The 24,775-nt window shown below is 65.6% G+C and carries 27 protein-coding genes and 2 pseudogenes; 12 read left to right on the top strand and 17 right to left on the bottom strand.

All coding sequences use genetic code 11. From position 1 onward, the window contains the following. The first annotated feature begins 45 nt into the window (after positions 1-45). The 5 genes from MSG_RS21280 to MSG_RS21260 all read left to right on the top strand — a co-directional run bounded on the left by MSG_RS21280 (position 46) and on the right by MSG_RS21260 (position 3,104). Positions 46-663, top strand: a complete 618-nt coding sequence (locus tag MSG_RS21280) for a TetR/AcrR family transcriptional regulator (protein ID WP_096442761.1) — start codon at positions 46-48, stop codon at positions 661-663. Next, positions 660-1,187, top strand: a complete 528-nt coding sequence (locus MSG_RS21275; protein WP_096442759.1) for a hypothetical protein — start codon at positions 660-662, stop codon at positions 1,185-1,187. Before MSG_RS21280 ends, MSG_RS21275 begins: the two co-directional genes overlap by 4 nt. Before the next feature lie 115 nt (positions 1,188-1,302). Beyond that, positions 1,303-2,583, top strand: coding sequence for a cytochrome P450 (locus MSG_RS21270; protein WP_096444712.1), 1,281 nt, complete (start codon positions 1,303-1,305; stop codon positions 2,581-2,583). After that, positions 2,580-2,780 carry a ferredoxin gene (locus MSG_RS21265; RefSeq protein ID WP_096442757.1) on the top strand — a complete coding sequence of 67 codons (201 nt, stop codon included), beginning with the start codon at positions 2,580-2,582 and terminating at the stop codon, positions 2,778-2,780. Before MSG_RS21270 ends, MSG_RS21265 begins: the two co-directional genes overlap by 4 nt. A 30-nt stretch (positions 2,781-2,810) precedes the next feature. Beyond that, positions 2,811-3,104 carry a DUF1330 domain-containing protein gene (locus tag MSG_RS21260; RefSeq protein WP_096442755.1) on the top strand — a complete coding sequence of 98 codons (294 nt, stop codon included), beginning with the start codon at positions 2,811-2,813 and terminating at the stop codon, positions 3,102-3,104. Positions 3,105-3,108: 4 nt separating this feature from the next. Here the strand turns inward: MSG_RS21260 and MSG_RS21255 are convergent, their stop codons facing one another. The 8 genes from MSG_RS21255 to MSG_RS21220 all read right to left on the bottom strand — a co-directional run bounded on the left by MSG_RS21255 (position 3,109) and on the right by MSG_RS21220 (position 10,586). Continuing rightward, positions 3,109-3,309: a ferredoxin gene (locus tag MSG_RS21255; protein WP_096442753.1), complete on the bottom strand. Its 201-nt coding sequence runs from the start codon at positions 3,307-3,309 to the stop codon at positions 3,109-3,111. A gap of 10 nt (positions 3,310-3,319) precedes the next feature. Continuing rightward, entirely contained in the window at positions 3,320-4,525 is a 1,206-nt protein-coding gene (locus MSG_RS21250) for a cytochrome P450 (RefSeq protein ID WP_096444711.1), read from the bottom strand. Between the two features lie 120 nt (positions 4,526-4,645). Further along, positions 4,646-5,449, bottom strand: coding sequence for an NAD(P)-dependent oxidoreductase (locus MSG_RS21245; protein WP_096442751.1), 804 nt, complete (start codon positions 5,447-5,449; stop codon positions 4,646-4,648). After that, the gene (locus tag MSG_RS21240) at positions 5,446-6,261 is read right to left on the bottom strand and encodes an NAD(P)-dependent oxidoreductase (protein ID WP_096442749.1); all 816 of its coding nucleotides are present in this window, start codon (positions 6,259-6,261) and stop codon (positions 5,446-5,448) included. Before MSG_RS21240 ends, MSG_RS21245 begins: the two co-directional genes overlap by 4 nt. Next, positions 6,261-7,154, bottom strand: coding sequence for an alpha/beta hydrolase (locus MSG_RS21235; RefSeq protein ID WP_096442747.1), 894 nt, complete (start codon positions 7,152-7,154; stop codon positions 6,261-6,263). Before MSG_RS21235 ends, MSG_RS21240 begins: the two co-directional genes overlap by 1 nt. Positions 7,155-7,170: 16 nt before the next feature. Then, positions 7,171-8,826: a thiolase C-terminal domain-containing protein gene (locus tag MSG_RS21230; RefSeq protein WP_096442745.1), complete on the bottom strand. Its 1,656-nt coding sequence runs from the start codon at positions 8,824-8,826 to the stop codon at positions 7,171-7,173. 159 nt (positions 8,827-8,985) lie between these two features. Next, entirely contained in the window at positions 8,986-9,282 is a 297-nt protein-coding gene (locus MSG_RS21225) for a ferredoxin (protein WP_096442743.1), read from the bottom strand. Beyond that, the gene (locus MSG_RS21220; RefSeq protein ID WP_096442741.1) at positions 9,279-10,586 is read right to left on the bottom strand and encodes an NADH-ubiquinone oxidoreductase-F iron-sulfur binding region domain-containing protein; all 1,308 of its coding nucleotides are present in this window, start codon (positions 10,584-10,586) and stop codon (positions 9,279-9,281) included. The genes MSG_RS21225 and MSG_RS21220 overlap by 4 nt, the downstream gene beginning before the upstream one ends. 36 nt (positions 10,587-10,622) lie before the next feature. Between MSG_RS21220 and MSG_RS21215 the strand changes: the two genes are divergently transcribed. Beyond that, complete coding sequence (locus MSG_RS21215; RefSeq protein WP_096442739.1) at positions 10,623-11,096, top strand: hypothetical protein; 474 nt, start codon at positions 10,623-10,625, stop codon at positions 11,094-11,096. 5 nt (positions 11,097-11,101) lie between these two features. Here the strand turns inward: MSG_RS21215 and MSG_RS21210 are convergent, their stop codons facing one another. Genes MSG_RS21210 through MSG_RS21195 form a run of 4 tightly spaced genes read right to left on the bottom strand, consistent with a single transcriptional unit; the run spans position 11,102 to position 14,651 of the window. Continuing rightward, positions 11,102-11,968, bottom strand: coding sequence for an alpha/beta fold hydrolase (locus MSG_RS21210; protein ID WP_096442737.1), 867 nt, complete (start codon positions 11,966-11,968; stop codon positions 11,102-11,104). Between the two features lie 15 nt (positions 11,969-11,983). Further along, on the bottom strand, positions 11,984-12,382 hold the full coding sequence (locus MSG_RS21205; RefSeq protein WP_046181758.1) for a Rieske (2Fe-2S) protein: 399 nt from the start codon (positions 12,380-12,382) through the stop codon (positions 11,984-11,986). A gap of 1 nt (position 12,383) precedes the next feature. Beyond that, the gene (locus MSG_RS21200; protein WP_096442735.1) at positions 12,384-13,529 is read right to left on the bottom strand and encodes an amidohydrolase family protein; all 1,146 of its coding nucleotides are present in this window, start codon (positions 13,527-13,529) and stop codon (positions 12,384-12,386) included. Between the two features lie 30 nt (positions 13,530-13,559). After that, positions 13,560-14,651: an amidohydrolase family protein gene (locus tag MSG_RS21195; protein WP_096444710.1), complete on the bottom strand. Its 1,092-nt coding sequence runs from the start codon at positions 14,649-14,651 to the stop codon at positions 13,560-13,562. 383 nt (positions 14,652-15,034) lie between these two features. On the opposite strand from MSG_RS21195, the gene MSG_RS21190 reads away from it, so the two are divergent. Further along, positions 15,035-15,844 carry a COG4705 family protein gene (locus tag MSG_RS21190; RefSeq protein WP_096442733.1) on the top strand — a complete coding sequence of 270 codons (810 nt, stop codon included), beginning with the start codon at positions 15,035-15,037 and terminating at the stop codon, positions 15,842-15,844. A gap of 47 nt (positions 15,845-15,891) precedes the next feature. Continuing rightward, positions 15,892-16,561, top strand: a pseudogene (locus tag MSG_RS21185) (response regulator transcription factor). A 290-nt stretch (positions 16,562-16,851) separates the two neighbouring features. Here MSG_RS21185 and MSG_RS21180 read toward each other — a convergent pair. Then, the gene (locus MSG_RS21180) at positions 16,852-18,216 is read right to left on the bottom strand and encodes a sensor histidine kinase (RefSeq protein WP_232011096.1); all 1,365 of its coding nucleotides are present in this window, start codon (positions 18,214-18,216) and stop codon (positions 16,852-16,854) included. Between the two features lie 92 nt (positions 18,217-18,308). On the opposite strand from MSG_RS21180, the gene MSG_RS21175 reads away from it, so the two are divergent. Both MSG_RS21175 and trhA read left to right on the top strand, forming a co-directional pair. Beyond that, entirely contained in the window at positions 18,309-18,674 is a 366-nt protein-coding gene (locus MSG_RS21175; protein ID WP_096442729.1) for a hypothetical protein, read from the top strand. A gap of 100 nt (positions 18,675-18,774) precedes the next feature. Next, positions 18,775-19,491, top strand: coding sequence for a PAQR family membrane homeostasis protein TrhA (trhA, locus tag MSG_RS21170; protein ID WP_096442727.1), 717 nt, complete (start codon positions 18,775-18,777; stop codon positions 19,489-19,491). On the opposite strand, the pseudogene MSG_RS21165 reads toward trhA, so the two are convergent. Beyond that, positions 19,488-19,667 (bottom strand): annotated as a pseudogene (locus MSG_RS21165) (NAD(P)-dependent oxidoreductase); the annotation flags it as partial. The gene trhA and the pseudogene MSG_RS21165 overlap by 4 nt on opposite strands. A gap of 167 nt (positions 19,668-19,834) precedes the next feature. On the opposite strand from MSG_RS21165, the gene MSG_RS21160 reads away from it, so the two are divergent. After that, positions 19,835-20,833: an acyl-CoA dehydrogenase family protein gene (locus tag MSG_RS21160; RefSeq protein ID WP_096442725.1), complete on the top strand. Its 999-nt coding sequence runs from the start codon at positions 19,835-19,837 to the stop codon at positions 20,831-20,833. Then, positions 20,817-21,992, top strand: a complete 1,176-nt coding sequence (locus MSG_RS21155) for an acyl-CoA dehydrogenase family protein (protein WP_096442723.1) — start codon at positions 20,817-20,819, stop codon at positions 21,990-21,992. The genes MSG_RS21160 and MSG_RS21155 overlap by 17 nt, the downstream gene beginning before the upstream one ends. 66 nt (positions 21,993-22,058) lie before the next feature. Here MSG_RS21155 and MSG_RS21150 read toward each other — a convergent pair whose 3' ends face one another. Genes MSG_RS21150 through MSG_RS21140 form a run of 3 tightly spaced genes read right to left on the bottom strand, consistent with a single transcriptional unit; the run spans position 22,059 to position 24,406 of the window. Then, positions 22,059-23,420 carry a cytochrome P450 gene (locus tag MSG_RS21150; protein ID WP_096444709.1) on the bottom strand — a complete coding sequence of 454 codons (1,362 nt, stop codon included), beginning with the start codon at positions 23,418-23,420 and terminating at the stop codon, positions 22,059-22,061. Positions 23,421-23,434: 14 nt separating this feature from the next. Continuing rightward, positions 23,435-23,635, bottom strand: coding sequence for a ferredoxin (locus MSG_RS21145; RefSeq protein WP_096442721.1), 201 nt, complete (start codon positions 23,633-23,635; stop codon positions 23,435-23,437). Positions 23,636-23,695: 60 nt separating this feature from the next. After that, the gene (locus MSG_RS21140; RefSeq protein WP_096442719.1) at positions 23,696-24,406 is read right to left on the bottom strand and encodes an SDR family NAD(P)-dependent oxidoreductase; all 711 of its coding nucleotides are present in this window, start codon (positions 24,404-24,406) and stop codon (positions 23,696-23,698) included. Positions 24,407-24,775 lie beyond the last annotated feature (369 nt).

The raw sequence follows: 24,775 nt of genomic DNA, 5'->3' as shown, positions 1-24,775 counted from the left end.
TGTTCACTAGGTTGTTTCGGCCCGTCAATCGGTCAAAGGAGTCCGGTGCCCGACGCACGGCGTTACGACACGCTTCTCGCCAAAGGTGAGGACCGCAAGCAGCGGATCCTCGAGGTGGCGCAGCGCCTCCTGGCACGCAACGGCTGGCGGGCGACGACGCTGGCCCAGATCGCCGGGGAAGCCGGCGTCACCCCTGCGGGGCTCCTGCATCACTTCGAGTCCAAGGAACAGCTGCTGCACGCGGTGCTTGACGCGCGCGATCTCGACGACGAGGCGCACGCCGACCGCGGCGGCGATCTACTGAGCCAGATCTCGCAGGTCGCCGAACGCTTCAACCGGGCTCCCGAGCTGCTGAGCACATTCACCGTGCTGCTGGTCGAGAGCATCCTTCCCGACGCGCCGTTGCACGATCGCATGCTGGCCCGGCAGCAGGCCGCGACCGAGATCGTCGCCGCCGCCATCCGGCGCGGCCAGACCGACGGCGCTTATCGCGCCGACATAGACCCCGCGGTCAAGGCGGTGGAAATTCTCGCCTTCATACATGGAATGGAAACCCTATGGTTACTCGATCCTTCGATACCGCTGACCGAGGTGTTCAAGCAGTACGCCGAGACACTGGCGCGGGACTTCGCGCCGACCAGCCAGCCCCAGACCACGACATGAGGTACCGGCTCGACGTCGTCGCTTCGAGCGTCGCCGACGTGGTGCGCTGCGCCGGGGGCTGGCTCTTCGACCGCGCGATGGCCGGTTGGGATGTCACCGTGCTGCTCAGCGACCCCGGCGACGACGCCGACGAGCGGCCGCTGCAGATCCTCGGCGTCAAGGCCCTGGGGCTGGAACTCGCCCTGGCGTCGGTCGACATCCGTCCGCGTCCACAGGCTCTGGCCGCCGCGGCGGACTTGTTCGACTGTGATTCGCAAGTGCGCCGAGGCGTTTTGCGCGCGCTCGATCAAGGTGCCACCGAGGTCACGCTGTGGGGCGAGACCTGGCCGGCCGAGCTCGACGACAGCGTCGGCCTTGTGCAACACCGGCTGAGCTCGGCCGCGCAGGTCTTCAAGGGCCGGGCGCTGGCCGCCGCGTCTACCGACGGCAGCGCACCGATCGGATCGATCGGTCTTATCGAGACCTTCCGCAGCGGACTGCTCGCGTGGCCGTCCGTCGCCGCGGACCTGGTTCCCGCCAGTTAGTTGTTCTGACGAACCACGACGGGGCGGCTGTCGTTGACGCCGCTCACGCCGTGTGGAAATGTAATACTCATCTCTGAGAGGCTCATTCTCACTGCTGAGATTCGAACGGAGCATGATGGCGAACGACTTCTCCAACATGGACTTCTTCCGGGGCACCGAGCTCATCGCCGACCCGTACCCGTACTACGAGTCGTTGCGGGAGCAGTGCCCGGTGGCCCGGGAAGACCATCACGGGGTCACGATGGTGACGGGCTGGGACGAGGCCTGTGCCGTGCTGAACGACACCGAAACCTGGTCGTCGTGCATCTCGGTGACCGGACCGTTCCCGGGCTTCCCAGTGAGCCTCGAGGGCCTGGGAAACAGTGACATTACCGAGCTGATCGAACAACACCGCAATGAGCTGCCGTTCAGCGACCAGCTGCCCACCCTGGACCCGCCGACCCACACCAATCACCGCTCTTTGATGATGCGGCTGATCACCCCCAAGCGCCTCAAGGAGAACGAGGACGCCATGTGGGCACTTGCCGATCAGGCGCTCGACGAATTCTTGGCGCCCGGGCACGGCGAATGGATCAAGGGCTTCTCCGGCCCCTTCACGCTGTTGGTCATCGCCGATCTGCTGGGCGTGCCAATGGAGGATCGCGACAAGTTCGTCAGGGGCATCGCCGAGCATGCGGGCGGCGGCGTCGGCGGCACCAAGGGGTCTCTGTCGCATAGCCCGCTGGAATTCCTCTACGGCCTGTTTTCCGACTACGTTCGCGCCCGCCGTCAGAGCCGTCGCGACGACGTGCTGACCGGCCTGGCCACCGCCACCTTCCCGGACGGCTCGACACCGGAGGTCGAAGACGTCGCGCGCGTTGCCGCCAACGTCTTCTCCGCCGGCCAGGAGACCACCGTGCGACTGCTCGGCGCCGCGCTGCAGATCTTGGGGGAGCGCCCAGACATCCAGGCGCAGCTGCGCAAGGACCGCAGCCTGCTGCCCAACTTCATCGAGGAGTCGCTGCGCCACGAGAGCCCGGTCAAGGGCGATTTCCGGATCAACCGGCGGCCCGTCAACGTCGGTGGCGTGGACCTGCCCGCCGGCACCACCGTGATGATCGTGCAGGCCGCCGCCAACCGTGATCCGCGCCGGTTCGAAGATCCCGCCACGTTCGACCCGGCCCGCAAGAACGCCCGCCAGCACATCTCGTTCGGTCGGGGCATCCACAGTTGTCCCGGCGCGCCGCTGGCGCGAGCCGAAACCCGGGTGGCGATCGAGCGCCTGTTGGACCGCACCACCGACATCAGGATCAACGAGGACGTTCACGGCCCCGCGAATGACCGGCGCTACCAATATGTTCCGACGTACATCCTGCGCGGGCTGACCGAATTGCACTTGGAATTCACGCTGGCATGAGGGTGTGGGTGGACGACCAACGCTGTCGCGGCCACGGGATGTGCCTCACGTTGTGCCCGGACGTGTTCAGCCTCACCGGCGACGGCTACGCGGTGTCGATAGATTCCGATGTCCCAACGGAATTCGAGGCGGCCACCCGGGAAGCCATCCAGTGCTGCCCAGAGCAGGCCATCGCCGAGGCCGAAGCCGAGAACTGATCAGATCCTCATCGAGGCAAGGAGATTCGAGTGGCTAACGGGCCAAAAGGCTACGTCATCCTCACCGAGGCAATCAAGGATCCGGAGGGCATGAAGGCTTACGCCCGGGCCGCCGGTTCGGCGATGAGCGGAGCCACCATTCTCGCGGTGGACACCGCGCCGAAGGTCATCGAAGGCACGTGGCACGGCGACCAGACCGTCGTGCTGGAATTCGAATCGGTCGACGCCGCGCGGGCGTGGTACGAATCCGAGGGCTACCAGAAGGCGGCGAAACTGCGCCAGGCGGCCGCCGACTGCAACGCGGTCATCCTCTCCGGATTCTAAAGCGCTACTCTCCCACGATCGCGATCGCCTGCCTCGGGCACTGCCGGACGGCCTCGCGCACGTCCGCCTCGTTTTCCGGGGTGACCTCTTCCTGATGCACGGTGAGCATGTCGTCATCGCCGAGCTCGAAGATGTCGGGGTTGATGCCCATGCAGACGCCGTTGCTCTCGCAGAGGTCCCAGTCGACCTCGATCTTCCTCGTCATCGCGACCCCTTCACCGAAGAACCCGGACGGGTACGTTCTTCCAGCCCGCCACGTTTTGCATGTTCACCCGCTTGCAGCCGGCCCAATCCACCTCGTAGCGCGGCATGAAGTCCAGCAGCCGCTCCAGCGCGATCCTGCTTTCCAGCCGGGCCAGCGCCGCGCCGAGGCAGCTGTGAATTCCGTACCCCAGGCCGAGGTGCTGCGCCTCGGTCTGGTCGCGCTCGATGTCGAACGTGTCGGCGTCGGTGAAGGCCTCCGGGTCGCGGTTGGCCGCGGCTCCGCAGAGGAACACCGGCTTGAAGGGCGGAATCACGCCGCCGCTGACGTGCGCCTCCTTCAACGTGTAGCGGACGTTGTACTGCACGGGGCCCTCGTAGCGTAGTAGCTCTTCGACGGCCCCCGGGATCTTGTCCCGGTCCTCCCGCAGCTTCTGCCACTGGTCTGGGTGACGGGCGAAGATCACCGCCGCGTTGCCCATCAGCTTGGTGACGGTCTCGGCGCCCGCGCCACCCAGAAGCGTTGCGAAACCGCAGATCTCGATGTCGTCGAGCTTGCGCAGCTCGCCATTCTCGCCGGGGATCTCGGCCGCGATCAGCCGGCTGATCATGTCGTCCTGCGGGTTGGCGCGCCGCTCCTGGACGAGGCCGAAGTAGTACATCGCGGTCTCGATGTTGGCCTGCATGCCGGCCTCGCTAACCTCGATCTGCCCGGGCTCGTGGTGCAGGCTGGTGTCGATCCAGTGGCGCACCTGCTGGCGGTATTCCTCTGGGACCCCGGCCATCCGGGTGATGACCTCCACCGGGAACGGCCCGGAGAAGTCCTGCACGACGTCGAACCGGTCGGAGTCGATGGCGCCCAGGTACTTGTCGATGACCTCGATGATCGTTTCCCGCTGGGATTGCACGGCGCGCGGGGTGAACGCCTTGTTGAGCAGGCTGCGCATGTGCCGGTGATCCGGCGGGTCCATGAAGATGATCGAGCGCTGCTCGGGGGAGACGCCCCTGCGCACCATCGCCAGGTCACAACCGCGCGCCGACGAATACGTCTCGAAGTCCTTGAAGGCCGCCGCCACGTCCTCATGGCGCGTCAGCGCGTAGAAGTCCTCTTTCTCGTCGTAATACAGCGGGGCGTCCTCGCGCATTCGTCGATAGATGTCGAAGGGGTTGTTGTAGTACTCCTCGGAGTACGGATCGAAGACGACCTTCGGCTTGGTCACTGACATCCTCCTCAGCGGCGAGGGTTGGGGCGGGCTGGAACCGTTACGATCGAATGCCTGACTGTAACGCTAACGGTAGCGCTTTCCTGGCCAACCGAAAAGGACCGAAATGGCGTCATGTCAGAACTTTCCGCCGCCGCCGCCGACTACTTCGATGACATCGCCGAGCACGCCGAGATCGCCGCCGAGCTTTTCGGTGATCTCCCGGACGACGGCGACGTCCTTACCCACGAATTCACCTGCTACCTCGATAAACGAAGCGACGGAACCCCGCGCGGCGACGATATCCAGTGCCCGGCTGGCGGCGCTGCCGTGCGCCAGGGCGGCGAGCACGGTCTCTTGCGGGACACCCAGTTGCTCGCCCAGCCGGACGGATTCCGCGAGCAGCCCGAGCTGACCGGCGAACAACGCGTTGTTGACCAGCTTCACCTTCTGCCCGGCGCCGCTCGGCCCCACCTGCAGGATCGGATCGGCATAGCAGCTCAACAGCGGCAGCAGCCGTCCCACGGCGTCGCCGGAGCCACCGACGAACAGGGTGAGCGTGCCCCTCGCGACGTCGTGCGGGCCGCCGCTGACCGGGGCGTCGATGACGGCGACACGACCGGCACGGGCCGAGATGGCCTCGATGGTGGTCGGGGTGGTGGTCGTGTGAACCACCAGCGTGGAGCCGGCTGGCATGACCGTCAGCAGGGCGCTCTCCAGGCAGATCTCCCGCACCTGTTCGTCGGTGAACACACAGAGAGTCACGACGTCGGCGCGGGCGACCGCATCGGCGAGTTCACCGACCGCGTGGACGCCCAGCCGCTCGAGGTCGCGCCGCTGGCCGACGGTGCGGCCCAGGGCGGTGACGTCGTGTCCCCCGGCGACGAGGCGGGCCACCATCGGGCGGCCCATCCGTCCCGCGCCGATGAATCCGACCCTCACCTCGGGTGATCCATCAGGGCCAGTGCGGCATCGGCCGCGTCGAGCACCGCGCCCGCGCTGGCGGCGGCGTGCTCGGCCAGGTCGACGACCAGGCGGACGTCCTTCTGCAGCAGTGTTCCGGCCAGCCCTGCCAGCCGGTCCAGGCTCGCTTCGCCACCAACGACCTTGAGCGCGAAGCTGTTTCCGCTACTACGGGAGACGACCTCGGTGAGCCGTTCTGGGGAGACGCCCAGGGACTTCGCCAGGGACAGGGCGGTGACTGCGGTGCCCAGATTTGCGGTGAAGAGCAGGTTGTTGATCAACTTGGTGGTCTGCCCCGAACCCAGCTCGCCGAGATGGACTACCGGGTCGGCGTAGGTGTCGAACACGGGCCGGCAGTGCTCGACGACGTCGGCGTCGCCGCCCACCATGACCATCAGGCGGCCTTCGGCGGCCGCGGGGCCGCCGCCGCTCACCGGCGCGTCGATGATTGAAACATCCTTGCCGGTAAGCCTTTTCGCGAGCGATTTGCAGGTGTTGGGATGCACCGTGCTGTGCACCGCGATCACACTGCCCGGCGTCAGCCCCGCCAGCAGCCCCTGCTCACCGTTGAGGACCTCCTCGATGTCGGCCTCGCCGACGACACACAGGCAGATCAGATCGCTGGATGCGGCGAGTTCGGCCGGTGATTCGACGATCTTGGCCGCGGTGTCGGCGAACGGCTCGAGCGATGCCGGCCGGCGTGCCCACAGCGCCGTCGTGAAGCCGCCCTCGATGATCCGCCTGGCCATGGGCCCGCCCTGACTGCCCAGTCCGATGAACCCGACCCGCATCAACCAGCCTCCAAATCGGCTTCGGCGTCCGCCCCAGGCCCGTCTGTGCATTCCTGCACGAAAGCAAGAACTTTCGCGTGATAGTCCGGGGCGGTGTGACCGAGGCTGATGTTGTGCCCGGCGTCGGATTGTCGATGCACGACGAACCGTGGCGCCGCGGAGAACAGGGCGGTGATTTCGGCTACCGCCGCATCGTCGGCCTGCCAAACCTTTTCGTGCTCGGCGATGCTGAAGTGCACAGGGATGCTCACCGCGGGTGCCAGCTCCGGGAACGTCTGTCGCGCCCAGTCGGACACCATCTGGTCCTCGTAGGCCGGCGCGGACGGGGAAACCGTTACGCCGCCGAGAACCTCGGGCGGATACAGCTCCGCCGGGCTCCACAGCAGATCCCGCATGCCCGACGGGCGGCGTTCACGGGTAGCCGTTTTCAGTATCTGTTTCGCCGCGGGGTGGTAGTGCCGGCCGGTGCCGGCCAGCTCGATGCCGAGCAGTTCTGAGCCGCGCCTATCGACAGCCATCCGCATCGTCAGTTCGCAGCCGCCGGAGTGACCCCACACGAATACGCCGGCGCCGCGCGGACGTTCGTCGAGGATGCGGTCGATCGCCCCGTAAGCCAGGTTGACGCGTTGCTCGCCGGAGGCCATCGCCTCGGGATACGGCGCCGAGCTGCCGTAGCCGGGCCGATCCAGGGCCACCACGGTGAATCCGGCCGCTGCGCCCGTGCGTGCCAGGGAATATGACGGATGGCCCGGGCAGTCGAAATACATTGCGGTAGTGCCGCCGCCGTGGATGGCCACGATCACGGCCTTGGGATCGTCGGCTTCGGCGACCAACGCGGACATCGGTACCTCGTCGACGATCACCAGGCGAGGACGGGGCGCCGGGCTGCTCATGCTTGCTCACGCTTGTTCATTGAAGGGCCCGCAACAGGAGCACGCCGCTGGGCGTCAGGCCGCCGCTGCTGACCACACCGACACGGGCGCCTGCGACCTGGCGGTCACCGGCCTCGCCGCGCAGCTGTGTTACCGCCTCGTGCAGCAGTCCCATGCCGTGGGTGCGGCCGTGCGAGAGTTGGCCGCCGTGGGTGTTGAGCGGTAATTGTCCGTCGCGCGCGATGTTCTTGCCGCCGTCCAGGAAGTCCTTGGCCTCGCCGATCCCGCAGAAACCCAGCGCCTCGATCCAGCACAGGCAGTTGAAGGAAAACCCGTCGTACAACTCGGCAACATCGACGTCGCTGGGCCGCAGCGAGGTTCGCGTCCACACATGTGCCGCCTGACCCAGGACCTGTGGCTCGTGCGTCAACGTGCTTTGGTCCCAATCGAGTCGCTCGACGATCTGCGTTCCGACGGCCTCCACGAAGACTGGCGGTTTCGGCATATCGCGGGCGGCGTCGACGGCGGAGACGATGACGGCGATCGCCCCGTCGCACGGCACGTCACAGTCGTACAACCCGAATGGCGTGGTGATGGGCCGCGCGTTGAGATAGTCGTCCATCGTCATCGGGGTGCGGTAGATGGCCGTCGGGTTGAGTTCGGCGTTGGCGCGCTGGTTCAACGCAATCCAGCCCAGTGTTTCCCTGGTGGTGCCGTAGCGGTGGAAGTGGCGCTGCGCGTTCATCGCCAGGGTGTGTGCCGCCGACGTCGCGCCGAACGGCATCTGCCAGCCCGACATCCGGCCCATTGACGGGGCTATCTTGCCCTGCTTCATCAGCTCGCCGTGGGTGGCCTCCCACACCGTGCGGAAGCACAACACGTGCCGCGCCAGCCCGCAGGCGATCGCCAGCATCGCGGCGATCACCGAGCCGCCGGGGCCGAAGGTCTCCATGGTGCCGTTGTGCCACGCCGGCCGGATGCCCAGCGCGGCCTCCAGCGCGGTGACCCCGCCTTCGCCCATGCCCGCGATGTTGAGCGGGCCGGGGTAGGTCGACAGGCCGTCGATGTCCGCGTACGTCAGGCCGGCGTCGGCGATGGCCGCCTCGCACGCCTGGACGGTCAGCGACAGCGGGTGTGCCATCAGCCGGCGACCGATCGGTGACATGCCGATCCCGGTCAGCGCGACCTTGTCTTCGAATTTCTCGGCCGTCAGCATCGGTCGCACGTATTCGCCGAACCGCTCCGGCGCGATCTCGTCGACCGGCAGCTCACCGGGCTCGGCATCCGGGACGGGCCGAAACAGCGGAAACCACACGTCCTCGACCTGCTTGAAGGCGACCTCGACCTGCTGGCCGAGCTCCAGCGCTTCAGGGTCGCAGTCGACGATGTTGGTGGTCAGTCGCACGCGGGGGTCCTCGGCAATGGCCACCTGTGCGATCACGTAGGGCGCCGCCAGGCCGGGCAGGCTGAACCGCTCGTTGATGGTGAACCCGGCGACCGTCGCCCGGCCGGAGACCGCCCGAACACCGACGTCACGGGAGCGGCAGTAGCGGCATACCGGCGCGGGCGGATGAATCAGGGACGCGCAGGATTGACATTCCTGCAGTCGCAGCCTGCCGTCGGCACCCGAGGTCCAGAAAAACTCGTTCTCCTGCGTGACCAGGGGCAATGGGCGGCCCGGTGCTGCTGACACGTCACCTCCGGGAGTCGCGCGGCCCGCATGGTAGGCCCGTTATGCGAATCGGAGAATTACGTTATCACTTCTAGCAGGCACGACCTACTGGCCTCCCATAGGGAACATCCCGGCCGTGGTTGGCGTGAGTCAATGCCTCTAGCAGCGCCAAAACACAGGTCAGCGCGTGAAACCCCATTCCGCTTCGTTCTCTTCGGTTTTGAGGTGTTCCGCCGGATCGTCTGTGTCGGCAAGTGGCAGCTGAGAGACGCTGGCTTTGTGTTCGCCGATCTCGGTGATGGCGTGCACCGGGCAGTCCATCAGTGCGCGCATGACCGCGTCGCGATCGGCCTCGGCCACCGTGCCGTCTGCGATGAGAGACGCATAGCCCCAGTCGTCGAGCGAGAAGTACCCGGGCGCGTATTTGGCGCAGACACCGAAGCCGTCGCACACGGTGCGATCCAAGCGGATTTTCATGCTCTCCTCACAGCTTCCGCCTCGTATGGCCGGTTGGCACGGTATGCGCCGCGAGCGCAGTCCTGGCAACTGCTGTCGAGATGCGCGGCGACTTCGCCCGGGAACTGATCGAGCAGGCTGGCTGCCACGTTGGTGGCGGCGTCCAGTGTCGCGCAGGCGCCGCGTCCGCGCAGCAGCACCGACCAGCGGCGCAATCGGTCGACATCTTCTTTCGTCGCGCCGCCGTCGCGCAACGCCTCGGCGGCGGCGGCCATCGCCGCGGTCCCGTTGAAGCACGACCCGCATTGCCCGGCATTCTCGCGGTCGAAGTAGGCCAGCACCGATGCCGCGACAGCGACCGGGCAGTCGTCGGTGATCACCGATATTGCGCCGCAGCCCAGGCCGCTGCCCAGGCGCCGCATCGTCTCGTGATCCAGGCTGGATTCCAGCACGCGGCGGTTGAGCAGTCCGGCAAAGTAACCGCCCATCAGCGCGCCGCGGACCTGGTCGGGCAAAATCCCGTGCAGGGCAAGCAGTTCGGTGAACCGCAAGCCGTGGGGGAGCTCGTATAGCACCGGCGCCCGGCCCGCGCCGGTGATGGTGGCGAGGAACGTGCCCGTGGACAGCGACGTGCCCGCGGAACGAAACGCTGCCCCGCCGTAACACTGCAGATAAGGCAGATTGGCCAACGTCTCGACGTTGCTGACCAGGGTGGGCCGGTCGTCGACGCCCGCCTCGAACGGCCGCGGGGGCTTGTCCGTAGGCTTGGCCAAACCCTCGTTGATCATGCGAACCGCGGCCGTCTCCTCGCCGGCGACATACCCCGGCTGCACCGACAGCAGCTCGACCTGGACGCCCAGGTTTTCCGAATTAAGTTCGCCGAGTGCGGTTTCGGCGCTGTGGGCCGATTCCGAGTCGGACACGTAGACGTAGGCCCGGTCGGCGCCGACGATCGCTGCGGCCAGCCGCAGACCGTCCAGAATCAAGTGCGGGCGGTTGCGCAACAACCAGCGGTCCTTGACCGAAGCCGGTTCTCCCTCTTCGCCGTTCGCGACGACGACGGTGCCACCAGTCTCGGCCGTCAGTCGCCCGTTGTCGCGCACGGTTCGCAGCTTCACCGCGAGCGGAAAGGCGGCGCCACCCCGACCGACTAGGCCGCCCGCTTCCACTTCGCTCAGCAATGCGTCGGGGTCGGCGAGCGGGACGTAGCCGCCACTTTGCCGGTAGGAAGCCAGATCTTCCCGGCCGGACTGCGCCGTCAGCAGCCGCGGTGTGCACCCGGGCACGGTTCCGGTGATGATGGGGGTGGACTGTGTGGTGTTCAAAGCTGGCCTGCCATCGTCTTGGTTAGGCTTGCGCCCATGCGAACTGCGGTGGTGCGTGTCAACGTCGACCCGGACGGGGTGCTGACGTCCGCGCAACTACGCGACGGCATGGCGGCGCTCCTCGAGCTCGCGGCCGCCGGCGGCGCCGGCGTGGTCGAGAACGACCTTGCGTCCATGCCGGTGAGCCGTCGCGAAGTCGAAGTGCTGATTGCGGCCGCAGACGACGACACGGCCAAGGACGCTGCAATCGGATTGTGCGCCAAAGTGTTCAACGGCACGCCGGTTCCGGGCGTTATCACGTTTGTCAGCCGGGGAACCGACGACGACGCGCACGGCGTGCTGTCCGCATTCGGCCTCGCCGGTGATATCCAGCGCACCCCCGGTAACGAAGGCTTCGACATCGTTCACGTGACACTGCGGGAGTCCGACCTCGACCGCATTCCGGAAAGCCGGATACGCACGGCGCTGGAGGCGTCGCTCAACTGCGAGGTTCACATTCGCGCCGTGTAGCTCCATCACGAGTCCAGGAATTCGAGGATCGCGGGCGCCGCTTGCACCCAGGTGTCGAACATGTTGAAATGCTTGACCCGGCCGGCCGCGCGGTCCTCGGAGGCGCGCTCCCAGGCATCCTCAGGCCACGGCGGGTCGATGAGCTTCGATCCCTTGATCAAGCAACTGACCTCGAGCGAGGTCCGCTTGGGGTGATCCATGTCGTTCTCGCCGCCGCGAATGATCAACGTGGGCAGCTTGATTCGGTCGAACATCTCGTCCTCGACACCCGGGATGGTCTGCCCGGGCTTGGAGACGAACGCGTTGAGCCAGCGCAGCATCACCTTGAGGAACTCGTCGGAGTCGAAGTCGAGGAAGCGCTGCTTGTTGTTCGGGTTCTCCTCGATGCGGTCGCGCCACTCCTGCACCTTCACCACGCCGTCCATGCCGGTGCCGCGCACCGCGAGGATGCTGGGGATGATGTAGAAGGAGCCGAGCACGAAGGTGCCGTAGATGCCGCCGACGATGTTCCACACGACGAGTTTGGTGACCATCTCCGGGTAGAGCATCGTGGTCAGCATGGAATCCCTTGCGCCGCCGGAACCCCCGGCCAGGATGCAGCGCTCGAAACCGAGGCCTGTCACCAGCTTGTGCAGCGTCTCGGCCCGCATGTGCGACTCACTCGGGCCGTAGAACTGGACGTCGGAGGCGCCGCAGTTGGGCCGGTCCCACAACAGGACCCGGTAGCCGCCCGCGGCCAGGGCGTCGGCCAGCGGACGCAGGCCCTCGATCTCTTTGCTGAACCGTCCGCCCGGGGTCAGCGCAATGAGATCACCTGATCCACCCAGGATTTCGTAGACAACGTTTCCCCCGTTGATCTCGATTGAAGGCACGCGACTCTCCTATATCTAGGCCTGGACCAGCACGTCGTTGCCGACGACGCGCACCGGATAGGTGCGGATGCTCCATTCGGGCTTGACCGCGGTGGTTCCGGTGGCCAACTCGAAACCCCATTGGTGCCAAGGGCAATAGATGTATTCCAGGTCGCGCACCATGACCGAGTCACCCGGAGCGGTCTCATCGACGATCGTGCGTCCCCGGGCCCGTCCCGAGCACAGCGGTCCCCCTTGGTGGGGACAGTAATTCGCGATGGCATAGAAGGAGCCGTTGACGTTGTACACACCCACGCCGTGGCGCCCGATCGGTACCAGCTTGTGCTTGCCCGGCGGGATTTCGTCCACCGTGGCGACGACATGCTCGCGGCCCTGGGCGAGTCGGGGCTCGGGCCGTTTGGTTTCTTCCGTCAACTCAGAGCACCCGGACTTGGCCCTCGAGAACCGGAACGGTCTCGGGCAGGTGATAGGTCGCGATGCCGTTCTTGTACATCACCGCGTCCCTGGCGTACTTGGGGAGGTGCTTGACCAACCAGCGCGGATCGTCGAACGTCCAGTGCGGGTAGTCGGAGGAGAACAGCAGGATCTTTTCGCATTCCATCCATTCCAGGGCGCGGGTCAGCTCGGTCTTGTCTTCGGGGTAGTCCAGCGGCTGGGTGGTGAACTTGATGTGGTCCTTGACGTACTCCGACGGCTTGCGCTTGATGTCGACGTAAGACTTGCGCGCTTCGTAGATGGCGTCCATGCGCCACATCAGCGGCAGGATCCAGGTGAAGGCGTGTTCGACGAAAACGATGCGCAGCGTCGGGAAGCGGTCGAAGACGCCGTCGAAGATCAGGCTCATCACCTGATTGGCGGCCAGCAGCGAGTAGGTGACCATGAAGTCGTGGTTATAGCTGGGGAATCCCACCGGCGGGATCGGTAGCTCGTCGTACTGGCTGCGCGACAGGTGGCAGCTGACGGTGATGTCGTGCTTGGTGGCCGCCGCCCAGATCGGGTCGTACTTGGGATGGCCCCAGGACGGCTTCGGCTCTGCCTTGATCAGGATCTGCGCCATGAAGGGATGCCCGGCCCAGCGCTCGATCTCGTGCACGGCCTCTTCCGGCTGTTCGATGGCGAGGCAAATCGAACCACGCCAACGCTCGTGCCAGTTGTTATGGCTGTCCAGCCAGTGATTGGCCTGCCAGTCGTTCAGCGCGTACGACATCGCGTGCTGCGCCTCGGGCAGGCGCGCCGGGTAGGCGGCCGGCTCCAGGATCGCGATGTCGGAGCCGGCCTCCATGATCAGCTGGCGGAACGCGAGATCTGGGTCGCTGCAGGGGAACTCGCCGTTGGCGGGGAAGGTGTCCACGCGCATCGCGTAGGAGTGGGCGTAATCGGGGGCGTCGTAGTAGATCAGCTCACCCACGTGGCGGTTGAGGAAGTACTTGCTGCGCCAGGGCTCGGGGATGTACGGGACCAGCTCGCCGCGCTTGGGCGCCGGGTGGACATCCGAGTCGACGCACCGGACGGCTATGCGCTCTGTGGCGGGAACCCGCTCCTGCGAATGGGTCAACGTCATCTGAAGCTCCTCAGTGTCACGTCTTGTCTCCTACTGTGCGCCCACCCCGGCGGGAATGTCTATGCCGTACAGCTGCGCTGCGTTGCGCCAGCACAACTTGTCGCGCTGTTCGGCGGACAGTGCCCTGGGCAACTTCGTGGCGTCACCGAATTGCCAATGCGGGTAGCTGGATCCGAACATCACCATGTCTTCCTTGCCGGTGAAGCCGAACCATTCGCCGGCGAATTCGACGTCGCCGGGTCCGTCGAGGCTGCCCTGGACGAAATAGACGTGCCCGGGCAGGTAATCGCTGGGGATGCGCGGCGCCCATGGCGTCTGCTCGAGGTGCGGCCGGCCGAACGTGTCCATCCGCCAGATGAACGGTGTCACCAGGTCCGCCGCGCCGTCGGCCCAGACGAATTTCAGGCTGGCGAATCGCTCGAACACGCCCTCGGCGATCATGTTCATCAGGTGGTAGATGTAGTTCAGCGCCATGAAGCTGACGTACTGCTCGTAGGTGCGAGTGTTACCCGACGGAGTGGGCGGGAACATGATCCCGTTGCCCACTTCGATGTGCACCGCGACCGGTAGGCCCGCGTCGACCGCGGCCTCCCAGATCGGCCAGAACTGTGGCTTGCCGAAAAGCTCGCGGGATTGCAGCGGCACGCCGATCTGCACCACGCGAGGGTGCGAGCCCCATTTCTCGATCTCGCGCAACGCACCGGGGATGTCATCGGGATTCACCCGGATGGTCCCGCGGAACTTGTCGCCGAATTCGGCGGACTCCAGCCAGTCCGACACCAGCATCTCGTTGTGCGCGGCGTGCAGGGCGCTGCCCAGGTGCCGGTCCGGCATGATGCCCCGCCCCATCGGGTGCAGGACCGCGACGTCGACTCCCCGCTTCGTGAACAGTTCGTGGGCAACGTATCCCGGATCCGAGCCGGGATACTGGCCGTCGGGGCCCTCGGTGTTGGGCGCGTACTCCCCGCCGGGAGCGCCGTACCAGTCCATCTCGTAATCCGGGAAGCCGCGGCTCTTGAACGGCTCGCGCAACACTTTCCGCAAAGCTTTGCTCGACGGGAAGAAGATGTGCACGCTCGCGTCGATCAGCGGCGTGCGTGTCCCGTCAACGTGCTGGATCACGACGGCCACCCTACGGTTCCGGTAGCCAAGGTGAGCCAAACCTGATCATAATATAGATAATCTAACATTCTTTTCGGCCGTCGTTCGGTGGGTTTCCGGTAAGCATCTCGGTTAGCTATCTTCCCTGTTGGGGGCCGGTATTACCATTGGCGAAGCAATTGTCGTTCTCAATCCGGATAATATCATTCTCCGGGTTCTTTGGGGACAGACAGCTGCCGCGGCGAGGTTGCTTCGAATGGCCTGGCGGCTTGGACACCCAGCGCGGGTCGGCTTTACAGTTCTTCGGAAACTGTCACCGAAAGGCCGGTCTCAGCGATTTCTCAGCGCGGCTACGTCAGCATGTGGTCGCCTGTCCATGCGAACACGACCGGAGGGTCACCCCGATGCACGACGCGACGAAACGGGCGCTGACCAAGGTGCCGGCCGTCACCCTCGGCTTCTGGGTGATCAAGGTGTTCGCCACGACGCTCGGCGAGACCGGCGGCGATACCGTCACGATGACCCTCGATTGGGGTTACGCCGCCGGAGTGGCGATCTTCGGCTTCACGTTGGTGACGCTGGTTGCCGCGCAGATCTTCGCCAAGCGTTTCCACGCGGTTCTGTACTGGGCGACGATTGTCGCCTCGACGACGTTCGGCACGGTACTGGCCGATTTCGCCGACCGGTCGCTCGGCATCGGCTACACGGGCGGATCGCTGCTCTTGCTGGCCTGTCTGTTGGTGACCCTGGGGCTTTGGCGATGGTCACAGGGATCGGTCTCGGTCAGCACGGTCTTGACGCCCAGGGTGGAGGCGTTCTACTGGGCAACCATCACGTTCTCCCAGACGCTCGGCACCGCGCTGGGCGATTGGCTCGCCGACACGAGGGGATTTGGCTACGAGCGCGGCGCGCTGGTGTTCGGCGCGGCACTGCTGGCTGTCGTGGCGCTGTACTACTGGACCGGCATCTCCCGTGTCGCCCTGTTTTGGGTGGCATTCATCCTGACCCGGCCGCTCGGCGCGACGGTGGGCGACTTCCTGGACAAGCCCGTCGCCGACGGCGGCCTGGCCCTGAGTCGCCCGCTGGCCTCGGCCGCCCTGGCCGCGGTGATCGTCGTGCTGCTCATCGCCTTGCCGCAACGCCCTGAACGCCATCCGGGACACGTCGACCCCGATCGGCAGTCCGTCGGCGACGCGGTGGAGCCAAACGCATGACCCCGTCCTGCCTTTCGCGCGCCCGGCGTGCGACGTAGCGTACCGATATGAGGGTCTTGCTGGTCGAGGACGAGGCGCGCCTGTCGGCGACGTTGTCCATGGGGCTGAAGGCCGAGGGTTTTGTCGTGGTGCCCGTCGGCACGGGCATCGAAGGCTTGCACGAGGCGATCGAGAACAGCTTCGACGTGGTGATTCTCGACATCATGTTGCCGGGGCACAGCGGATATGAGGTGCTGCGCCGCATGCGGGCGCGAGATGTTTGGACACCTGTGCTGATGCTCACCGCGAAGGATGGTGAGTATGACGAGACCGATGCGTTCGATCTCGGCGCGGATGACTATCTGACGAAACCGTTTTCGTTCCGGGTGCTGGTGGCCCGCCTGCGCGCCCTGGTGCGGCGCGGCGCTCCGGAGCGGCCCGTCGTGATGACGGCGGGAACGCTGTCGCTTGATCCCGCGCGACACACGGTGCAACGTGGCTCCGCTCCGATCTCGCTGACCCCCCGTGAGTACGGGTTGTTGGAGTTCCTGATGCGCAAAAAGGACGTTGTCGTGACGAAAGCCGAGATCTTGCAAAACGTTTGGGAATGCCCACCATCAGGGTCCCGACAACGTCGTCGAGGTATACATGGGTTACCTGCGTCGTAAGATCGATATTCCCTTTGACACCAACACCATTGAGACCCTTCGCGGAGTCGGCTACCGCTTGAGCGGCTGAGTGAAAGCCCATCTTAGCGATGCCGTTGCACCCCTTTCCGACCGTCGATATCGCGAAGTTCCGGGCCATCGCCAAAGGCATGCTGGCCGAGGTGCAGGGAGACGTTCAAAGCTGCACCCGCGACCGCATCGAAGATCTCGAAATCGCTTGGGAAGAAGCCGAACCCAGCCTACGCTCGATGGACGGAAAAGCCCGGACCGTCCTTGACCGGCAAACCAACCCCGCGCTGACCGCCCTGCGGGCGGCCCATCCTGACCCGGCAGCCGAAACCCGTGCGCTGGATACGTTGCTCAGCTCGCTCCACTGGCCTTGCGATTCGCCGGCTGCGGCAGCGTTACGGTCATCGCGGTTCCACCGCCGGGCCGGTCGTCGATCGTAACCCTGCCACCGTGCGCGGCCACGACCTCGGCGACGATCGCCAAGCCCAGGCCGGTGCCGCCGCCGCTGCGGGCGCGAGCTTCGTCCAGTCGCACGAACCGTTCGAACACCCGGCCTCGATCGGCCGGGGCGATGCCCGGGCCGTCGTCGCTGACGGTGAGCACCGCAGCGCCGCCTCGGCTGCTCACCCGGACGTCGATACGGGATTTCGCATGGCGGACAGCATTTTCCACGAGGTTACGGATTACCCGTCCCATCGCGGACGGGTCACCGATCAGGCGTGCCGAAGAGATGTCGGTGTAGATCTCGCATCCGGTCTCACGCTGCGCGCGAGTGGCCTCGACCTCGGCGAGATCGCCGAGCAGGATCGGCTCGTTGCGCAACACCAGGCGTTGTTCATAGGCGCGGGCCAGCAGGAGCAGGTCCTCGATCAACGCGCGCATCCGATGCGCCTCGGGAAGTAGGGTGCCGACCGCCAGCTCCGCGTCGAGTAGTTCCGGATGGGCCTCAGCGACTTCCAGTCCCGAGATGATGGTGGCCAGCGGGCCGCGCAGTTCATGAGACGCGTCGCTGACGAAGCGCTTTTGCATGCGGTGGCTGGCTTCGATACGCGCCAGCATTTCGTTCATGGTGACCGCCAGGGCCGAAATCTCGTCTCGGCTGGTCGGGACGGGAACCCGTTCGGCCAAGTCCGAAGCCGAGATGTCGGCAACCCTGCTGCGGATTGCGTCGACGGATTGCAACGATCGGCGGACCAGCCAGTAGCTTGCGGCTGCTGCTACCGCGATTATTAGCGGTGCGCCGCAAGCGAAGAGCAGTGCGACGGTTCGTGCGGTCGCCTCGACCGCCTCGCTGCCCCCGCCGACCAGCACCGTGTACTGGCCGGTCGGAGTGCCGACCCGTTGACCGCTGATCCGCATATTGTCAGTGGGCACTTCGTCGTCGGGAATGCCGCGGCGCAAGTTGCCGTCGAACTGCGCAACGGGGATCAACGCATTGTTCGAGGCGAGCCCGGACCGGCTGATCACCTTGCCATCGGGTGCGATTACTTGTACCGCAACCACGTGTTGGTCCGTGGCCAGCAGGGCGCTGTCGAGCCTTCCGGGAGGTTCGGAGTGGAGTTCTTCGACGATGCTGCGCACTCGGGCCTCGGTGGCATCATCGACAGCGTCCAGCAGTGATCGGTAGAGGATTGCGACCAATATCGCGCCGGCCAGCGAAAGCGCCAGCAACGCGACGATCGCGGCTTGACATCGCCTGAGAACAAGGCAGCTCACAGACCTTCTCAGTGGATTCTCAGCGATTCTTTCCTAGCCTGGCTCTCCCAGGTCGTTGTGAATCGTTAGGTACGAAAGGGGTTGGCTAGCCGATGGATGTTGAGCAGCTGCGCCGGGTGCTCGCCGGCCTGCCCGGTGAGATGCCGGTCCTTCTCGGCGACTCCGCGCTGGGCTGGCTGGAGAACGCGGCGCTGTATGTGGCGCCCGCCCACATCGACCGGCGCATCTCGGGCAACTACGTCTACGCGCGTCATCGGGACGGCGCCGACAACTGTCATGCGTTGCTGGTCAGCGGCTTTGGTCAGCCGGACGAGGACGTCGTCGAGATCTCTCCGCAGCCGGATTGGCCCACCGTGATCGACGTGGAGGCTGAGCCGCGGCAGCCGCGAAGTTGCTTCCACACAACGACATTCGGTGATTTGCCCAGCACATCGGCGTGCGGCAAAGCCGATTCATAGCTGCGGCACAGCCGTCAGCCAAGGTGCGGCGGGACAATCTGAAGAGCAGCTCGCCTCGGGGGATAGGCCTGGCAGCAACACAGTGGCGAGGGAGGGGATAATGAGCAAACAATCCAAAACGGTCTCTCGGACCGACACGGTGCGCGAGGCCCCGCGTGCCGAGGAACCCGCGAACATCCTGACCCGGCCGCGGTTGCGAGGTTGGATCCACTTCTACTGCGCGATCGCAGCTTTCTTCGCGGGTTCGGCCCTGGTGGTGGTGTCGTGGTCGCTTGCGTCGAAGCGGGCCGGCCACTCGACTTTGACCTACACCCTGGCGATAGTGGCGATGTTCGGTGTGAGCGCCATCTACCACCGCGTCCACTGGGAGTCGCCGATCGCCCGAAAGTGGATGCGGCGGCTGGACCACTCGATGATCTTCGTGTTCATCGCCGGCAGTTATACACCGTTCGCCAGGCTTGACATGCCGCGCACGACGGGACACGTGGTGCTGTCGATCGTGTGGGGTGGTGCGGTGGCCGGAATCTTGCTGACGCTGTTTTGGCCGTCGGCACCGCGGTGGCTCGGGGTTGCGCTCTACCTGCTGCTGGGTTGGGTGGCGATCTGGTACACCCCGCTGATCCTGCACAACGCCGGGGTGGCCGCGACGGTGCTGTTGGCGGTCGGTGGAGCGTTGTACAGCATCGGTGCGGTGGTCTACGGCCTGCGCCGGCCCGACCCGTGGCCGCAGACATTCGGCTACCACGAACTGTTCCACGCCTGCACCGCGGTCGCGGCCCTGTGCCAATACGTCGCGATGTGGTACGCGGTCTTTTAGGCCGACGACGGTGAATTCGCCTGGCCCACAGTGACGCCGGCGGCATTCTCGAAAGGTCTGATCACCGTCCTGAAGTCCGAGTCCGCGCCCTGGTCGCGCGCTGCGGCCTCCCAAAGCCGGCCGATCGTCTCGGCCACCTCGACCCGCACGCCGAGGGGCCTGACTTCGTCGAGATACCCCGACGCCGCCGCTGACAGAGCGGCACCGGGCGCAGGCAAACCGCGCCCTGATCATGAGGCCGGGCGATGGCCGATCGATACGTCATACGCGGAAACCGAGATTACTACTTCCGGGAGTGAGAATGATATTCTCACCATGGCGTTGACGACAGGAGGCGGCCCCGATGCTGTTGGAGTTCGATGCTGATCAGCGACTGTGGCAGAGCACGGTGCGTGACGCCGTCGCGAAGCAGTGCCCCGCCTCGTTGGTGCGCAGCGTGGCCGAAGAGGGTGTCGATCCGAGCCCGCTGTGGAAGTCGTATGTAGACCAGGGCTGGACCGAGCTGAGCGATCCGGAGAGCGCGGTGGAGCTGGCGATCGTGCTCGAAGAGCTAGGCCGCGCAACCGATCCCACGCCGTTTCTGGCGACGATGAGTCAGTTCGCGCCGTTGGCCGCCGACCACTTCGATCCGCACGAGTCGGGCACCGCGGTCCACCATGGCGTGGTTGCGCACCGCGATGCCGACGGTTGGGTGCGCGACGGCACCGCGCGCCACGTGCTGGACGGCGATCGCGCGGACCGGTTGGCGGTGGTGACCGATGCCGGAGTGTTTCTTGTCGCCTCCAGCCAGGTGTCGGCCCGGCGCTCGTCGGTGTTCGACCCGGTGCTGCACGTTGCCGACTTGTCCTTCGCTGAGGTGCGGGTGCCCGACACCGAGCGGGTGACGGTCGACGCCGAGCGGGCGCACCACGTGGCCCTGACGGGTATGGCGATCTCGATGGTCGGCGCCTGCCAGCGCATCCTCGATCTCGTGCTGGAGCACGTGAAAAGCCGCCAGCAATTCGGCGTGGCAATCGGCTCGTTCCAGGCCGTCCAGCACAAGGCCGCCGACATGCACGTCGCGGTGGAGCGTGCCCGCGCGCTCGCCTACTTCGCCGCGCTGACGATTGCCGCCGACGATCCCCGCCGCCGGCTGGCGGCCGCGATGGCCAAAGCGTCTGCGGGAGAATGCCAATCGCTGGTGTTCAAGCATGGCCTGCAGCTGCACGGCGCGATGGGCTTCACGTGGGAGAACGACCTGCAATTCGCGCTCAAGCGGGCCAAGGCGGGTGAACTCCTGTTAGGTGGTGCGGCAGAGCATCGCGCGCGGATCGCAGAGGAATACCGTGCAGCTGACTTTTGATGCCGACGTCGAGGCGTTCCGGGCGGAGTTCGCCGCATTCCTCGACGAAAATCTGCCTCCCGCAAGCGAAACCCTTCAGCGCCCAAAGTCGGTTTCGCACATGCCGGACTGGGCCCGCCGCTGGCAGCGCCTGCTGTTCGACAACGGCTGGCTGCTGCCCAGCCAGCCTCCGGAGTTCGGTGGGCGCAACGCGACGGTGTTGCAGCAGTTCGTCTACCTGCAGGAGCTCAGCCGCCGTCGGATCTATCACAGCTTCAACCCGCAGGGTGTGAATATCGTTGGGGCATCGCTATTGTCGTTCGGTAGCGATGAGCAGAAGAAACGCTGGGCGGTGCCCATCCTGCGCGCCGAGATCACCGCGTCGCTGGGGATGAGCGAGCCCAGCGCCGGTTCCGACCTGGCGTCGCTGCGCACCCGCGCGGTGTTCGACGGGGACCACTTCGTGGTCAATGGGCAGAAGGTGTGGACCTCCGGCGCGCACGACGCGGATGTCCTGCTGACCTTCGTGCGGACGGATCCAGATGCGCCCAAACACAAGGGAATCAGCGTCTTGGTGATCCACACCGACACCCCGGGCGTCGTGCGCCGGCCATTTGCGTCGGTGTGCTCGATCGACGACTTGGACTTCAACGAGGTGTTTTTCACCGATGTGCGGGTGCCCGTGGAGAATCTGGTCGGCGAACTCAACCAGGGCTGGTCGGTGGCCAACGGCTCGCTGGGCCACGAACGCACCATGATGTGGCTGGGCTTCGCCGACCGCCTCGAGAACATGATCGCCGACTTCCGTCCCGGCACCGAGGTCGAGCGCGACGCGTATGCCTCGACGATCATGGACCAACAGGCGCTGCGTCTGCTGGGCTCGGCGGCGCTGGCCCGCGCCGCTCGCGGCGAGGACGACGTGGCCGCAATCTCGGTACTGAAGCTGCTCGGCTCGGAAGCGGAGTTGCGCGGAATGGATCTGGCGTTCACCGCCGCCGGGGCCGACGGGCTCACCCACCCGGGGCAGACGGGGCCGTACGCGCACATGAACCTCGACCACTATTTCGCCAGCTGGTTCGAGCGTTATGCCCGAAGCTTTTCCGGCACTATCGCCGGCGGCACATCGGAAATTCAGCGCAACATCATCGCCCAGCGCGTGCTTGGCCTACCGCGCGGCTAGACCCGTCCCTTCGCGAACGTGGGGTTGTCACGGGAGCCACGACGATCCGACGTTCGACGGCGAAAGTCAGTCGATGACCGCGACTTCGGTGCGCTCGGTGACCGGCAGGGCGAGTTGTTGCTCATCACAGATGCGTTGCAACTTCTCGAGCGTTTCGTCGAGGCCGGCGCCGATCTTGGTTCCGGGGGTAAAGGTGGCCGGCAGGTTGCGCATGCCCTGGATGACGCCGATGGTCTCGTAGTGGACTGTGCCTTCAAGATCGCAACGGTAGTCCGGCATCCGGTCGAGGACCGCCGTCACCATGGACTTGAACACGGTGCGCGCCACATTGGATCCCTTGCATCGGTGTAAGCCGAGACCGAAGCTGAAGTGCCGGTTGCCTTTACGGTCGAGCACGACCGTGTCCGGCTCGGCGAACAGCGCGGGATCGCGATTGGCCATCGCCCACGAGATCCAGAGCCGCTCACCCTCTTTGAAGTGGTGGCCGTCTAGCTCGACATCGTCGGAGAAGGTGCGGCCGTCGCCGGGCGCGGGGGTGAAGTAGCGCAGGAACTCCTCGGTCGCCGGGTCGAGCAGGCTGTCACGTTCCTTGGACAGCCGCTCGCGCTCGTCGGGATGCTCCGAGAGCCATTCCAGTGCGTGGGCGGTCAGTGCCGTGGTGGTGTCGAAGCCGCCACCGATGACCAGGCCGAGGTTTCCGAGAATTTCCAGGTCCGGCGCCGGCTCGCCGTCGATGCGCATCTGCAACAGGCCGTTGATGATTCCCGGCCGCGGATTCTCGCGGACCTCGAGCATGTTGTTGACCATGTCGAGCCCCATCTCGCGGTGCATCGCGGTGACCCGCTCGATGTCGGGGGAGTGTTCGGGGGTGTAGACGGCCGCGTGCACGGGTTCGCTGTAGAGGGCCCACTTCTTCAGGGGAATGCCGAGCATCGCCAGCGTCAGCACGGCGGGCACCACGTTCGCCAGGTCGTCGACGAAGTCGATACTGCCGCCTTCGATCTTCTCGTCAAGGCAGGCGCGCGTGATGTCGTGGATGAACGGCTCCCAGCGCCTGACCGCAGCGGGCGAAAGATACGGATTCAGCACGTTTCGGTAGATGCGATGGTCGGGCTCGTCCATCTCGAGGATGCCGCCGCGCACCGCCGCGACGCGGCTGGCCGTCGGGATGGAGATGCCCTTGTAGCCGCGGCGTTCGTTGTTGATGTCGTGGTCGTTGGAGACGGCGGGGCAGCGGGCGAGCTCGAACACCTCGTTACTGCCGGCCGCGACCCAATGCCCGCCGTAGGTCTCCGTCCACGCCATCGGGCACCTGGCGTGCATCTCCTCGGTGATCTGCTCGAACTTCGACCGATACTCCGGGGCATTCCGGTCGAAGTGGTACAGCGGCTTGTGGTCGCTGTCGCTCACGCCGTCGTCGACACTCAACGTGTTGTCTCCCTTCACGTTCCGTCGGTGATCTTGATCGCCTGCTCCGGGCAGGAATGCGCCGCCTCGCGAACCTGGTCTTCCTGGTCGGCGGGAACCACCTCGTTGACCGCCGACGAGCTGCCGTCAATGTCGCTGAGTTGGAACGAATCCGGCGCGATCATCGCGCACAGGGTGTGCCCCTGACAGCGTTCTGGATCAACCCAGACCTTCACGACGTCTCCTTCTGGGGCTGCGGTGTGGCTTCGTCACGGTAATTCCGGCGGCGGCGTCGCTCAGGTGTTCCGGCCGCCGTTAACGCCCAAGATCTGGCCGGTGATGTAGCCGGCCTCTTCGGACACCAGGAACGCGCACGCGGCCGCGATGTCTTCGGGCTTGCCGATCCGGCGCACCGGCGTGCGGGCGATGGTCTCGTCGATGTCGCCGAGGACACCCCGTTGCTCGGCGCTGCGCAGCATCGGGGTGTCGATGAAGCCGGGCGGGACGGCGTTGACGGTGATCCCACTGGGCCCGTATTCGAGAGCCAACGACTTGGTGAGCCCGTTCACCGCCGACTTGGCCGCGACGTAGTGCGACATATAGGGAGCGCCGGAATGCGTGCTCGATGACGAGATGTTGACGATCCGTCCCCACCCGGCCTCGACCATGTCGGGCAGCACCGCCTGAGTCGTGTGAAAGACGCCATGCAGATTGACGTCGATGACTCGCAGCCAATCTTCGAAGCTGATGTTGGCGAAGCGCTTGAACCCGTCCAATCCCGCGGCATTGACCAGGACGCTCACCGGGCCCAGTTGGGAGCGGATCGCCGAGAGCGCGGTGTCCACTTGCGGCCGGTCGGTGACGTCCGCGGTGAAGGAGAGGTCGGTGGCGGGCCCGTCTGAGGGGCGCAGGTCAATCGTGGCAACGTCCAGACCGTCGGCGCGCAGCCGGTTCGCCACGGCCAGGCCGATGCCCGAGCCACCGCCGGTGACCACTGCGGTCTTCATGTCCAAGTCCCTGCGGCAATTGTGGCCGTCTCTGTCACAAAGAATCTCCCTTGCAATTATGAGAACCCTACTCTCACGGCGAAGCGGCGTGCAACATTGCCGCAAAACCCCATCTGGCCTGCCACGAGCTGCAATAAGAAGAGGAATCTGAGCAGTTGCACAGCCGACCATCAGCACGCCGTCATCCTGAGACTTTCTTGAATTCTCGATGGACGAATGTAAGATTCGCCCGTGAAGAGAATGAAATTTTCGTGACTGCCGCCACCCCGGCGTGTCAGTTGTGATCGACATCACACTCCAGGGAGAAATTATGCCAGCGCTGGACACGGTGTCGATCACCTCGGATACCGCGTCCGACTTCCCGACACG

The organism is Mycobacterium shigaense (assembly GCF_002356315.1).
GTDB classification, from domain to species: Bacteria; Actinomycetota; Actinomycetes; order Mycobacteriales; family Mycobacteriaceae; genus Mycobacterium; species Mycobacterium shigaense.
This window is presented reverse-complemented; position numbering and strand designations above follow the sequence as displayed.

What these genes read in the sequence shown, in the direction of transcription:
- MSG_RS21215 (WP_096442739.1), top strand. Translation starts at nt 10,623, where the DNA reads ATGCGAACTGCGGTGGTGCGTGTCAACGTCGACCCGGACGGGGTGCTG.
- MSG_RS21270 (WP_096444712.1), top strand. Translation starts at nt 1,303, where the DNA reads ATGGCGAACGACTTCTCCAACATGGACTTCTTCCGGGGCACCGAGCTC.
- MSG_RS21190 (WP_096442733.1), top strand. Translation starts at nt 15,035, where the DNA reads ATGCACGACGCGACGAAACGGGCGCTGACCAAGGTGCCGGCCGTCACC.
- MSG_RS21160 (WP_096442725.1), top strand. Translation starts at nt 19,835, where the DNA reads ATGCTGTTGGAGTTCGATGCTGATCAGCGACTGTGGCAGAGCACGGTG.
- MSG_RS21240 (WP_096442749.1), bottom strand. Translation starts at nt 6,261, where the DNA reads ATGCGGGTCGGGTTCATCGGACTGGGCAGTCAGGGCGGGCCCATGGCC.
- MSG_RS21225 (WP_096442743.1), bottom strand. Translation starts at nt 9,282, where the DNA reads ATGAAAATCCGCTTGGATCGCACCGTGTGCGACGGCTTCGGTGTCTGC.
- MSG_RS21265 (WP_096442757.1), top strand. Translation starts at nt 2,580, where the DNA reads ATGAGGGTGTGGGTGGACGACCAACGCTGTCGCGGCCACGGGATGTGC.
- MSG_RS21140 (WP_096442719.1), bottom strand. Translation starts at nt 24,406, where the DNA reads ATGAAGACCGCAGTGGTCACCGGCGGTGGCTCGGGCATCGGCCTGGCC.
- MSG_RS21235 (WP_096442747.1), bottom strand. Translation starts at nt 7,154, where the DNA reads ATGAGCAGCCCGGCGCCCCGTCCTCGCCTGGTGATCGTCGACGAGGTA.
- MSG_RS21175 (WP_096442729.1), top strand. Translation starts at nt 18,309, where the DNA reads ATGGATGTTGAGCAGCTGCGCCGGGTGCTCGCCGGCCTGCCCGGTGAG.
- trhA (WP_096442727.1), top strand. Translation starts at nt 18,775, where the DNA reads ATGAGCAAACAATCCAAAACGGTCTCTCGGACCGACACGGTGCGCGAG.
- MSG_RS21200 (WP_096442735.1), bottom strand. Translation starts at nt 13,529, where the DNA reads ATGACGTTGACCCATTCGCAGGAGCGGGTTCCCGCCACAGAGCGCATA.
- MSG_RS21275 (WP_096442759.1), top strand. Translation starts at nt 660, where the DNA reads ATGAGGTACCGGCTCGACGTCGTCGCTTCGAGCGTCGCCGACGTGGTG.
- MSG_RS21255 (WP_096442753.1), bottom strand. Translation starts at nt 3,309, where the DNA reads ATGACGAGGAAGATCGAGGTCGACTGGGACCTCTGCGAGAGCAACGGC.